This is a genomic window from Leclercia sp. Colony189, assembly GCF_009740165.1.
GTDB lineage: Bacteria > Pseudomonadota > Gammaproteobacteria > Enterobacterales > Enterobacteriaceae > Enterobacter.
In genome coordinates this window covers 3782342-3794549 of sequence record NZ_CP046557.1, presented here as the reverse complement: position 1 = coordinate 3794549, position 12208 = coordinate 3782342, and the positions used below count along the sequence as shown (strand labels likewise).

12 protein-coding genes and 5 tRNA genes are annotated in these 12208 nt (G+C 53.2%); all 17 read left to right on the top strand.

The window, feature by feature from the left end:
* The first annotated feature begins 63 nt into the window (after window positions 1-63).
* Window positions 64-189, top strand: a complete 126-nt coding sequence (locus GNG29_RS23460) for a hypothetical protein (RefSeq protein WP_259935559.1) — start codon at window positions 64-66, stop codon at window positions 187-189.
* A 57-nt stretch (window positions 190-246) separates the two neighbouring features.
* A complete protein-coding gene (gene mltB, locus GNG29_RS18080) occupies window positions 247-1338 on the top strand; it encodes a lytic murein transglycosylase B (RefSeq protein WP_156655151.1) in 1092 nt (363 codons plus the stop codon).
* Window positions 1339-1499: 161 nt separating this feature from the next.
* Complete coding sequence (pncC, locus tag GNG29_RS18075) at window positions 1500-1997, top strand: nicotinamide-nucleotide amidase (protein ID WP_103180882.1); 498 nt, start codon at window positions 1500-1502, stop codon at window positions 1995-1997.
* Window positions 1998-2084: 87 nt separating this feature from the next.
* Entirely contained in the window at window positions 2085-3143 is a 1059-nt protein-coding gene (gene recA / locus GNG29_RS18070; RefSeq protein WP_103180881.1) for a recombinase RecA, read from the top strand.
* A 67-nt stretch (window positions 3144-3210) separates the two neighbouring features.
* Window positions 3211-3711, top strand: a complete 501-nt coding sequence (gene recX, locus GNG29_RS18065; protein WP_103180880.1) for a recombination regulator RecX — start codon at window positions 3211-3213, stop codon at window positions 3709-3711.
* Between the two features lie 131 nt (window positions 3712-3842).
* Window positions 3843-6470, top strand: a complete 2628-nt coding sequence (gene alaS, locus GNG29_RS18060) for an alanine--tRNA ligase (protein ID WP_156655150.1) — start codon at window positions 3843-3845, stop codon at window positions 6468-6470.
* A gap of 241 nt (window positions 6471-6711) precedes the next feature.
* Entirely contained in the window at window positions 6712-6897 is a 186-nt protein-coding gene (gene csrA / locus GNG29_RS18055; RefSeq protein WP_000906486.1) for a carbon storage regulator CsrA, read from the top strand.
* Between the two features lie 342 nt (window positions 6898-7239).
* Window positions 7240-7332, top strand: a tRNA-Ser gene (locus GNG29_RS18050).
* A 4-nt stretch (window positions 7333-7336) separates the two neighbouring features.
* Window positions 7337-7413 (top strand) — tRNA-Arg (locus GNG29_RS18045).
* A 64-nt stretch (window positions 7414-7477) separates the two neighbouring features.
* Window positions 7478-7554: transfer RNA gene (locus GNG29_RS18040), tRNA-Arg, on the top strand.
* 161 nt (window positions 7555-7715) lie between these two features.
* Window positions 7716-7792 (top strand) — tRNA-Arg (locus GNG29_RS18035).
* 197 nt (window positions 7793-7989) lie between these two features.
* Window positions 7990-8066 (top strand) — tRNA-Arg (locus GNG29_RS18030).
* Between the two features lie 248 nt (window positions 8067-8314).
* The gene (gene yqaB, locus GNG29_RS18025; RefSeq protein ID WP_156655149.1) at window positions 8315-8881 is read left to right on the top strand and encodes a fructose-1-phosphate/6-phosphogluconate phosphatase; all 567 of its coding nucleotides are present in this window, start codon (window positions 8315-8317) and stop codon (window positions 8879-8881) included.
* Window positions 8878-9306 (top strand): YqaA family protein, encoded by a 429-nt coding sequence (locus tag GNG29_RS18020; RefSeq protein WP_103180877.1) that lies wholly within the window; start codon window positions 8878-8880, stop codon window positions 9304-9306. The genes yqaB and GNG29_RS18020 overlap by 4 nt, the downstream gene beginning before the upstream one ends.
* A gap of 71 nt (window positions 9307-9377) precedes the next feature.
* On the top strand, window positions 9378-10922 hold the full coding sequence (gene gshA / locus GNG29_RS18015; protein WP_156655148.1) for a glutamate--cysteine ligase: 1545 nt from the start codon (window positions 9378-9380) through the stop codon (window positions 10920-10922).
* A gap of 152 nt (window positions 10923-11074) precedes the next feature.
* Window positions 11075-11590 carry an S-ribosylhomocysteine lyase gene (luxS, locus tag GNG29_RS18010; RefSeq protein WP_103180875.1) on the top strand — a complete coding sequence of 172 codons (516 nt, stop codon included), beginning with the start codon at window positions 11075-11077 and terminating at the stop codon, window positions 11588-11590.
* A 228-nt stretch (window positions 11591-11818) separates the two neighbouring features.
* Window positions 11819-12187 (top strand): hypothetical protein, encoded by a 369-nt coding sequence (locus GNG29_RS18005; protein WP_103180874.1) that lies wholly within the window; start codon window positions 11819-11821, stop codon window positions 12185-12187.
* Window positions 12188-12208 lie beyond the last annotated feature (21 nt).

The following is a 12208-nucleotide window of genomic DNA, read 5'->3' as shown; positions in this document are numbered from 1 at the left end:
TTCGCTCTGGCGGAGTAATAATAATCACTTTGAAAGGCTTTAAAGTGTTAAATAGATCCCACAATGAAAGAAAAAGTGATTATTTTGAAAGATAATAAGAAAGGTGACGGCGGCGTGGTGAAGAAGAGACTGAATTTACCTTTAGGCAGCGTAAAGATTTTGCCGGGTGCGTGTGCGCCCCTTCCTTGAGGTGTCCCGGATGCTTTACCATACTTGCCACTTATCGAATTCGTGAATGGATGTGTCATGTTCAAGCGTCGTTACGCAGCGCTACTCCCTGCGCTTATTCTGCTCTCCGCATGCAGTAGTAAACCGAAGACCGAAGAGGTCCAGCAAACGGCAGGCGCCCCTTCCGGCGGCTTCCTGCTGGAGCCTCAGCATAATGTGATGCAGATGGGGGGCGACTTTGCCAATAACCCTGCGGCGGAGCAGTTCATCGACAAAATGGTGAGCAAGCACGGCTTTAACAAAGCCCAGCTACAGGAGATCCTCTCCCAGGCGAAACGTCTGGATTATGTATTGCGACTGATGGATCGTCAGGCGCCGACCACCCAGCCTCCGGCCGGACCGAACGGCGCATGGCTGCGCTATCGCAAGCAGTTTATTACCCCGGACAACGTGCAGAATGGCGTGGCGTTCTGGAATCAGTATCAGGATGCACTGACCCGTGCCCAGCAGGTTTACGGCGTGCCGCCGGAGATCATCGTCGGGATTATCGGCGTGGAGACCCGCTGGGGCCGGGTGATGGGAAAAACCCGCATTCTTGATGCGCTGGCGACCCTCTCCTTTAACTACCCGCGCCGGGCGGAATACTTCTCCTCTGAGCTGGAAACCTTCCTGCTGATGGCCCGTGACGAGCAGGACGACCCGCTGGATCTGAAAGGCTCCTTTGCCGGGGCGATGGGCTACGGCCAGTTTATGCCCTCCTCCTATAAGCAGTATGCGGTCGATTTCAATGGGGACGGGCACATCAACCTGTGGGATCCTGAAGATGCCATTGGCAGCGTTGCCAACTACTTTAAAGAGCATGGCTGGACGCCAGGCCAGCCGGTCGCGGTTATGGCTAACGGCCAGGCACCGGGGCTGGAGAACGGCTTTAAAACCCGCTACAGCGCGGCACAGCTGACCTCTGCCGGCCTCACGCCGCAGCAGCCGCTGAACGGCAATCAGCAGGTGAGCCTGCTACGTCTGGATATTGGCACCGGTTATCAGTACTGGTACGGCCTGCCGAACTTCTACACCATCACCCGCTACAACCACAGTACGCACTATGCGATGGCGGTCTGGCAGCTGGGGCTGGCGGTGGCCCAGGCGAGGGCGGCCTCGCCGTTCAGTTAACGCCTGAAAACGTGGGTGGCTTACGCCACTCACGTTTCACTCCTGGCCGGATGGCTACGTTTATTTTTTCTGAATCCCCCTCGTAAAAGCGCCACCTCATCCTCATATCTACCGACTAAAGTGCTATCTTGTGCTGCACGTTTTTATGGAGACAAAACGAGATGAGTGACCATGAATTAATGCAGCTCAGTGAGAGGGTAGGGCAGGCGCTGAAACAGCGCGGTGCCACGGTCACCACGGCTGAGTCCTGTACCGGTGGCTGGGTGGCGAAAGCTATCACCGATATCGCGGGCAGTTCCGCCTGGTTTGAACGCGGTTTTGTCACCTACAGTAATGAAGCGAAAGCGCAGATGATTGGGGTTCGTGAGCCCACGCTCATCGAGCACGGCGCGGTGAGTGAACCGGTGGTCATTGAAATGGCGATTGGCGCCCTGCGTGCTGCCCGGGCGGACTATGCTATCTCTATTAGCGGCATCGCCGGGCCGGACGGTGGCAGCGAGGAAAAGCCTGTTGGAACAGTGTGGTTTGGCTTTGCGACGGCCCAAGGGGAGGGGATTACCCGCCGGGAATGCTTTAGCGGCGACCGTGAAAGCGTGCGTCGTCAGGCCACCGTTTATGCGTTAAAAACGCTCTGGCAACATTTTCTACAAAACACTTGATACTGTATGAGCATACAGTATAATTGCTGCAACAGAACAGAAATCCAAGGTGAAGCGCAGTTGTTTCACCCGGCATGAGAGGAAAAAATGGCTATCGACGAAAACAAACAGAAAGCGTTGGCGGCAGCACTGGGCCAGATCGAAAAGCAATTCGGTAAAGGTTCCATCATGCGCCTGGGTGAAGATCGTTCCATGGATGTAGAAACTATCTCCACCGGTTCGCTTTCTCTGGATATTGCACTGGGTGCTGGCGGCCTGCCTATGGGTCGTATCGTAGAGATCTACGGGCCAGAATCCTCCGGTAAAACCACCCTGACCTTACAGGTTGTGGCTGCTGCACAGCGCGAGGGCAAAACCTGTGCCTTTATCGATGCTGAGCACGCGCTGGATCCGGTTTACGCACGTAAACTGGGTGTTGATATCGACAACCTGCTCTGCTCGCAGCCGGATACCGGTGAGCAGGCACTGGAAATCTGTGACGCACTGGCGCGCTCTGGCGCAGTTGACGTAATCATCGTCGACTCCGTAGCGGCGCTGACGCCAAAAGCAGAAATCGAAGGCGAAATCGGTGACTCTCACATGGGCCTCGCGGCACGTATGATGAGCCAGGCGATGCGTAAGCTGGCCGGTAACCTGAAGCAGTCCAACACGCTGCTGATCTTCATCAACCAGATCCGTATGAAGATCGGTGTGATGTTCGGTAACCCGGAAACCACCACCGGTGGTAACGCGCTGAAATTCTACGCCTCCGTGCGTCTGGATATCCGCCGTATCGGTGCCGTTAAAGACGGTGAGAACGTGGTGGGTAGCGAAACGCGTGTGAAAGTGGTTAAGAACAAAATCGCTGCACCGTTCAAACAGGCTGAATTCCAGATCCTCTACGGCGAAGGCATCAACTTCTACGGCGAACTGGTTGACCTCGGCGTGAAAGAGAAGCTGATTGAGAAAGCGGGCGCCTGGTACAGCTACAACGGCGACAAGATTGGTCAGGGTAAAGCGAATGCTATCTCCTGGCTGAAAGAGAACCCGGCAGCAGCGAAAGAGATTGAGAAGAAGGTACGCGATCTGCTTCTCAACAATCAGGATGCTAAGCCAGACTTCACTGCGGATGACGCAGACGTAGAAGAAACCAACGAAGATTTCTAATCACTTGATGTAATAAAAGGGCTGCGATTGCGGCCCTTTTTTGCATTTGTTTTTCAGCAGGTGCTTTATGAGTGAATCATCCCCCCGACGCCCCGCCTGGAACCGTCTGCTTGATCGCGCAGTACGCATACTGAGCGTGCGCGACCATAGCGAACAGGAGCTGCGCCGCAAACTCATGGCGCCGGTCATGAGCAAAAACGGCCCGGAACAAATCGACGCGACCGCGGAAGATTATGACCGCGTTATTGCCTGGTGTTACGAGCATAACTATCTGGACGATAGCCGCTTCGTCTCTCGCTTTATCGCCAGCCGCAGCCGTAAAGGTTATGGCCCGGCGCGTATCCGCCAGGAGCTTAATCAGAAAGGTATCCCACGGGAAATCACAGAACGCGCGATGCGTGAATGCGAGATTGACTGGTGCGAACTGGCGCGGGAACAGGCGGTGCGAAAATACGGCGAACCGCTGCCGCGTGAATTTTCAGAAAAAGTCAAAATCCAGCGCTTTTTGCTCTACCGCGGTTTCCTGATGGAGGATATACAGGATATCTGGCGTAATTTTACCGATTGAACGCATGCGGGATTTTACTTCCCTCCAAAGAAAACTTATCTTATTCCCACTTTTTACAGTAGCTGGTCCGTCCAACAACGGTTGCGTAGTGACCCGCTGTGACATTTCGTTAGCTTGATTTCAGGATAATTATGAGCAAGAGCACCGCTGAGATCCGACAGGCGTTTCTCGATTTTTTCCATAGTAAGGGACATCAGGTTGTTGCCAGCAGCTCCCTGGTACCGAACAACGATCCAACTTTACTTTTTACCAACGCCGGGATGAACCAGTTCAAGGATGTCTTCCTTGGTCTCGACAAGCGTAATTATTCCCGCGCGACCACCTCACAGCGTTGTGTACGTGCGGGTGGTAAACATAACGATCTGGAAAACGTCGGTTATACCGCACGTCACCACACCTTCTTCGAGATGCTGGGTAACTTCAGCTTTGGCGACTATTTCAAACATGACGCTATCCAGTACGCATGGGAACTGCTGACCGGTGAAAACTGGTTCAACCTGCCGAAAGAGCGCCTGTGGGTTACCGTCTACGAAACCGACGATGAAGCCTATGAAATCTGGGAAAAAGAGGTGGGTATCCCGCGCGAACGTATTATTCGCATCGGCGATAACAAAGGCGCCCCGTACGCGTCTGACAACTTCTGGCAGATGGGCGATACCGGTCCGTGCGGTCCTTGCACCGAAATCTTCTACGATCACGGCGACCACATCTGGGGCGGCCCTCCTGGCAGCGCAGAAGAAGACGGCGACCGTTACATCGAGATCTGGAACATCGTCTTCATGCAGTTCAACCGTCAGATCGACGGCACCATGGAGCCACTGCCGAAGCCATCCGTAGATACCGGTATGGGTCTGGAGCGTATTGCCGCAGTACTGCAGCACGTTAACTCCAACTACGACATCGATCTGTTCAGCACTCTGATTAAGTCCGTTGCCGACGTGACTGGCGCGACCGACCTGAGCAACAAATCCCTGCGCGTGATTGCCGACCACATCCGCTCCTGTGCATTCCTGATTGCTGACGGCGTGATCCCATCGAATGAAAACCGCGGCTACGTGCTGCGCCGTATCATTCGCCGCGCGATCCGCCACGGCAACATGCTGGGCGCGAAAGATACCTTCTTCTATAAGCTGGTGGGGCCGCTGATTGGCGTTATGGGCGCAGCGGGCGAAGAGCTGAAACGTCAGCAGGCGCAGGTTGAGCAGGTTCTGAAAACCGAAGAAGAGCAGTTTGCCCGTACGCTGGAACGTGGCCTGACCCTGCTGGACGACGAGCTGTCGAAGCTGAAAGGCGACACTCTGGATGGTGAAACCGCCTTCCGTCTGTACGACACCTATGGTTTCCCGGTTGACCTGACGGCTGATGTTTGCCGCGAGCGCAACATTAAAGTTGACGAAGCGGGCTTCGAAGCGGCAATGGAAGAGCAGCGCCGTCGTGCGCGTGAATCCAGCGGGTTCGGCGCCGATTACAACGCCATGATCCGCGTTGATGGCAGCAGCGAATTTGAAGGTTACGAGCATCTGGAAACCAACGGCACAGTAACAGCCCTGTTTGTTGACGGCAAAGCCGTGGAGAGCATCAGCGCGGGCCAGACTGCCGTTGTGGTTCTGGACAAGACGCCGTTCTACGCGGAATCAGGCGGCCAGGTGGGTGATAAAGGCGAACTGAAAGGCAATGGTTTCAGCTTTGCCGTCAGCGACACGCAGAAATATGGTCAGGCAATCGGCCACCAGGGGACGCTGGCATCCGGCGAACTGAAAGTGGGCGAGGGCGTTCAGGCTATCGTTGACGAAGCGCGCCGCGCACGTATTCGTCTGAACCACTCCGCGACGCACCTGATGCACGCCGCGCTGCGCCAGGTTCTGGGTACGCACGTTGCCCAGAAAGGCTCCCTGGTAAATGACAAAGTGCTGCGTTTCGACTTCTCCCATTTTGAAGCGATGAAACCGGCAGAAATCCGCGCGGTGGAAGATCTGGTTAACGCTCAGATCCGTCGTAACCTGCCGATCGAAACCAACATCATGGACCTCGAGGCGGCGAAGAACAAAGGCGCAATGGCCCTGTTCGGTGAGAAGTATGACGACCGTGTACGTGTGCTGAGCATGGGTGACTTCTCCACCGAGCTGTGTGGTGGTACGCACGCCAGCCGTACGGGCGACATCGGTCTGTTCCGCATCGTGTCCGAATCCGGTACCGCGGCAGGCGTTCGTCGTATCGAAGCGGTCACCGGTGAAGGCGCGATTGCCAGCCTGCATGCTGAGAGCGATCAGCTGCACGACATCGCGCAGCTGCTGAAGGGCGACAGCCAGAACCTGGGCGAGAAAGTGCGCAGCGTGATGGAACGTACCCGCCAACTGGAAAAAGAACTCCAGCAGCTGAAAGAGCAGGCTGCGGTTGCGGAGAGCGCAAACCTCTCCAGCAAAGCGGTTGAAATTAAAGGCGTTAAACTGCTGGTCAGCGAGCTGACGGGCGTTGAGCCGAAAATGCTTCGTACCATGGTCGACGATCTGAAGAACCAGCTCGGTTCAACGGTTATCGTTCTGGCAACGGTAGCGGAAGGTAAGGTTTCTCTGATTGCGGGCGTATCTAAGGACGTGATCGACCGTGTGAAAGCAGGGGAGCTGATTGGTATGGTCGCTCAGCAAGTGGGCGGTAAAGGCGGTGGTCGTCCTGACATGGCGCAAGCCGGTGGTACGGACGCTGCGGCCCTCCCGGCAGCACTGGCCAGTGTAGAAAGCTGGGTAAATTCGAAACTGTAATAATTACAAAGCGTAATCAGACGCCATAACGACACCGTTATGGCGTACTGCGCTCTACGCTATCCATAATGATAAAGTCAGGTTGAGTTTGTGTATATCGGCTAAACTTACGTTTAACAGATTGTGATGCCGTGACTACCTACACATTACGTGTTTGTCATCGCTTACTTTTTGGCGTTATATGATGGATAATGCCGGGATACAAGAGACCCGACTCTTTTAATCTTTCAAGGAGCAAAGAATGCTGATTCTGACTCGTCGAGTTGGTGAGACCCTCATGATTGGGGATGAGGTCACCGTGACAGTTTTAGGGGTAAAGGGTAACCAGGTACGTATTGGTGTGAACGCCCCTAAAGAAGTCTCTGTTCATCGTGAAGAGATCTACCAGCGTATCCAGGCTGAAAAATCCCAGCAGTCAAGTTACTGATATTATCGCGTCTCGCTCTCTGGCGAGACGCACCCCTCCTGACATTCTCCTTCCTTAAAGTTACCGTTCTGTTTCGTTCGCTCTGTTTTTGACCACTCTCATCTCTTTTACTTCGCCAAAATCTACCGTTCTCCATGCAGAAGAGTGTAGAAAGAGGGGCAAAATACGTTTATAAAACACTCTCTTTGCAGGTTTTACGTCCGAATTGCCTGTGAATTGTGCAAACGATAAAAGCTTGTGGAAAATTGTTTGACTTATAAGTCCCAGAAAGTAATATATGCGCCACGCAGCGACGAGAAGCTCTTAGCGAGTTACTCGGAGCACTCGAAAGAGGCGTTGTGTGGTGAGGTGGCCGAGAGGCTGAAGGCGCTCCCCTGCTAAGGGAGTATGCGGTCAAAAGCTGCATCCGGGGTTCGAATCCCCGCCTCACCGCCATTTTGCATCCGTAGCTCAGCTGGATAGAGTACTCGGCTACGAACCGAGCGGTCGGAGGTTCGAATCCTCCCGGATGCACCATCTATTACTTCATATTGCTTTAGAAGTGATATGAATATCGAGCAGTACAGTAGTAAATCCCGATGCATCCGTAGCTCAGCTGGATAGAGTACTCGGCTACGAACCGAGCGGTCGGAGGTTCGAATCCTCCCGGATGCACCATATTCTCCGAGATAACAGCGAAGCTGTTGTTTCAAGGTCTGCGAGTTAATCGCCAGCACCAGGGAGGATAACGTTGCTTCAGCAACGGCCCGAAGGGTGAGGCGCAGCCGAGTAATCCTCCCGGATGCACCATTTACTACATCTCAAAGCAGTATCCCGATGCATCCGTAGCTCAGCTGGATAGAGTACTCGGCTACGAACCGAGCGGTCGGAGGTTCGAATCCTCCCGGATGCACCATATTCTCCGAGATAACAGCGAAGCTGTTGTTTCAAGGTCTGCGAGTTAATCGCCAGTACCAGGGAGGATAACGTTGCTTCAGCAACGGCCCGAAGGGTGAGGCGCAGCCGAGTAATCCTCCCGGATGCACCATCTTTTATTGCATGTCGATTTCGAAATGATATGTGGTATCGAGTAGTACAGTAGTAAATCCCGATGCATCCGTAGCTCAGCTGGATAGAGTACTCGGCTACGAACCGAGCGGTCGGAGGTTCGAATCCTCCCGGATGCACCATCTTCTCAGAGATAACAGCCAGGCTGTTGTTTCATGGTCTGCGAATCAATCGTCAGCATCAGGGAGGATAACGTTGCTTCAGCAACGACCCGGAGGGCGAGGCAACGCCGAGTAATCCTCCCGGATGCACCATCTTCTCCCTCATTGTTTATTCCTTCGACGTTTCGTCAGCAATCATCTTCTCTGTCAGCGACAAAATCCCTTGTTTACGATAAAGTAACGCTTTGTAATCCTTTCGCGAGAGCACGATGTACGCACAGTATGACGGTTTGATTTTCGATATGGATGGCACCATCCTCGACACTGAGCCAACGCATCGCCAGGCATGGACTGAAGTCCTGGGTCGTTATGGTATGCGTTTCGACTTACAGGCGATGATAGCCCTCAACGGATCTCCAACCTGGCGTATTGCGCAGGCCGTGATTGAACTGAATCAGGCCGATCTCGACCCGCACCTGCTCGCGCGTGAAAAAACCGATGCAGTAAAAGCCATGCTGCTGGACACTGTGCGTCCTTTGCCCTTAATCGACGTAGTGAAGGCGTGGCACGGGCGACGTCCCATGTCCGTCGGTACGGGCAGTGAAAGCGCTATCGCTGAAGCACTGCTCAACCACCTTAACCTGCGCCACTATTTCTCTGCCGTGGTCGCGGCCGATCACGTTAAAAACCACAAGCCTGCACCTGACACCTTTCTGCTTTGTGCAGAGCTGATGGGCGTACCACCCGCGAAGTGTGTCGTGTTTGAAGATGCCGATTTTGGTATCCAGGCAGCACGTGATGCCGGTATGGCCGCGGTGGATGTTCGCTTACTGTGAGTGACACACTGTCACTCGCCTCATTATTCGCCAGCAGTTTTTTAAGCGCCACGATCCTGCCCGGAAATTCCGAGGTGGTACTGGTGGCGATGCTCTTGTCCGGTGTCAGTCAGCCGTGGTTACTCGTGTTAATAGCAACAATGGGTAATAGCCTTGGAGGGCTGACTAACGTTATTCTTGGGCGATTCTTTCCGCTACGCAAAAAATCGCGCTGGCAGGAAAAGGCAGTCGGCTGGCTAAAACGCTATGGCGCTGCCACGCTTTTACTAAGCTGGATGCCGGTAATCGGTGATTTACTGTGCCTGCTGGCGGGATGGATGCGCATCTCCTGGGGGCCTGTGCTCTTTTTTTTATGCCTTGGCAAGGCATTGCGCTACATTCTTGTAGCGGTTGCAACTTTGCAGGGCATGACGTGGTGGCACTAATTGGACTGTTTGTGACCAGAAACCATTACAATTATGCTAAATGAAATGATTTTGACAGGCGGGAGGTCGAATTGATCCCGGACGTATCACAGGCACTGGCCTGGCTGGAAAACCACCCTCAGGCACTGAAGGGTATTCAGCGCGGTCTTGAGCGCGAAACGCTGCGCGTTAACGCAGATGGCAGTCTCGCAACGACAGGCCATCCACAGGCGTTGGGTTCGGCGCTGACCCATAAATGGATCACTACTGATTTCGCCGAAGCACTGCTTGAGTTTATTACGCCGGTCGACGGCGAAATTGACCACATGCTGAAAATCATGCGTGACATTCACCGCTACAGCGCCCGTAATCTGGGTGATGAGCGGATGTGGCCGCTGAGTATGCCGTGCTATATCGCGCAGGGGCAGGATATTGAACTGGCGCAGTACGGCACGTCCAATATCGGTCGTCTGAAAACGCTCTATCGCGAAGGATTAAAAAATCGCTATGGCGCGCTGATGCAGACGATCTCTGGCGTGCACTATAACTTCTCCTTGCCGATGGCATTCTGGCAGGCGAAGTGCGGCGAAACAGATAAAGAGGCGATCTCCGCAGGCTATTTCCGCCTGATTCGTAACTACTATCGCTTCGGCTGGGTCATCCCGTATCTGTTTGGGGCTTCTCCGGCGATTTGCTCCTCTTTCCTGCAGGGCAAACCGACCACGCTGCCGTTTGAGAAAACCGACTGCGGTATGTACTACCTGCCATATGCCACCTCCCTGCGTCTCAGCGACCTGGGTTATACCAATAAGTCGCAAAGCAATCTCGGTATTACGTTTAACGATCTGCACGAGTATGTGGCAGGATTGAAGCGGGCGATCAAAACCCCGTCGGAAACCTACGAAAAGATCGGTCTTGAGAAAGACGGTAAGCGCCTGCAAATCAACAGTAACGTTTTACAGATTGAAAACGAACTGTACGCGCCTATCCGTCCGAAACGCGTCACGCGCAGCGGAGAAACACCATCGGATGCGTTACAGCGCGGTGGGATTGAGTACATCGAAGTGCGCTCCCTGGATATCAACCCGTTCTCGCCTATCGGCGTGGACGAGCAGCAGGTACGCTTCCTGGATCTGTTTATGGTCTGGTGCGTGCTGGCCGATGCGCCGGAAATGAGTGCTGACGAACTGCTCTGCACCCGCACGAACTGGAACCGGGTGATCCTTGAAGGGCGTAAACCTGGCCTGACGCTGGGCATAGGTTGCCAGACGGCACAGTTCCCGCTGCAACAGGTGGGTAAAGATCTGTTCCGCGATCTCAAACGCGTCGCCCAGACACTGGACAGCGTTTATGGTGGCGATGCGTATCAGCTGGTTTGCGATCAGCTGGTCGAAAGTTTTGATAATCCTGAGCTAACGTTCTCGGCACGCATTCTGCGTTCTATGATTGATCGGGGCATCGGCGGGACCGGTCGTGCACTTGCGGCGGAGTATCGCGATATGCTGCTGCAGGAACCGCTGGAGGTGCTTACCGAAGCTGAGTTCGCTGCTGAACGCGAAGCGTCAACGGTGCGTCAGCGTGAGATTGAGGCGGCGGATACAGAGTCGTTTGCTGAGTTTCTGGCGAAACAGACCTGACAGAAAAGAAAAAGGCCACATCGCTGTGGCCAAAATAACATCTCTGAAGAACAGGGATGATGATAACAAATGCGCGTCTTTCATATACTCAGACGCGCGTTGAAAAGAAGAGTTCATTTTTTTTAAAAAAAAATCACTATCGGAGGTGACGTATGCCGTTATTAGATAGCTTTACTGTCGACCATACCCGTATGGAAGCACCTGCTGTACGCGTTGCGAAGACCATGCATACCCCGCACGGCGATACGATCACGGTATTCGACCTGCGTTTCTGCGTACCGAATAAAGAAGTGATGCCGGAAAAAGGCATTCACACCCTGGAGCACCTGTTTGCCGGCTTCATGCGCGATCACCTGAACGGTAACGGCGTTGAGATCATCGATATCTCGCCTATGGGTTGCCGTACCGGGTTCTACATGAGCCTGATTGGGGTGCCGGAAGAGACCCGCGTCGCAGATGCGTGGAAAGCGGCGATGGAAGATGTGCTGAAAGTTAAAGAGCAGAACCAGATCCCGGAGCTCAACGTTTACCAGTGCGGTACATATCAGATGCACTCTCTGGAAGAAGCCCAGGATATTGCCCGCCACATCCTTGAGCGTGACGTTCGCGTCAACAGCAATGACGAACTGGCGCTGCCAAAAGAGAAGTTGCAGGAACTGCACATCTAGCAAATTACCCGGCTCTTCGCAAGGAGTATGCCGGGTAATATTACTCTATTAATAAATTCCTAAAAGCCTGTCACTCGTTGTGCAATCCTCTCTTTCTCTTTATTATTGCAGCTAACGCATGATAGTTATTTATATATATTATATCTATGGATGAAACCTTAACGCTCATTCACTGTAATTATTGATGCGTTAATATTTCATGGAATAGAATATAATTAAGAGGGATTTATGAAAGTTTATTTTGCTGGCTCCGCGATTCTTTTTTCCGCTATTCTGCTGTCTGCCTGCAGTTCTAAACCGGTGACTACGCCTATAGCCAAAGCCCCTGCCGAACGTAAGCAGGAGGTGCAGTGCTATCAGGAGTTTTCTGCGCTGCAAAAGCTCGACCCGGCGGCCTACGAGACCTACCGTAAGCAATTTGAGAATATTAATAAAAACTATAAAATTTACGAATCGAATAAATCTCTGGTTGATGATAACGCTTCCGAAGTTATGCTCACCGAAATTAATAAAAAACTGTCGCTGGTATGCGTAAGGATTCGTAATACGGTTTATACCAATATGATGAACCGTGCCAATGAAATGAACAAGTTATGAATAAATATTTTAGCGCAGCAC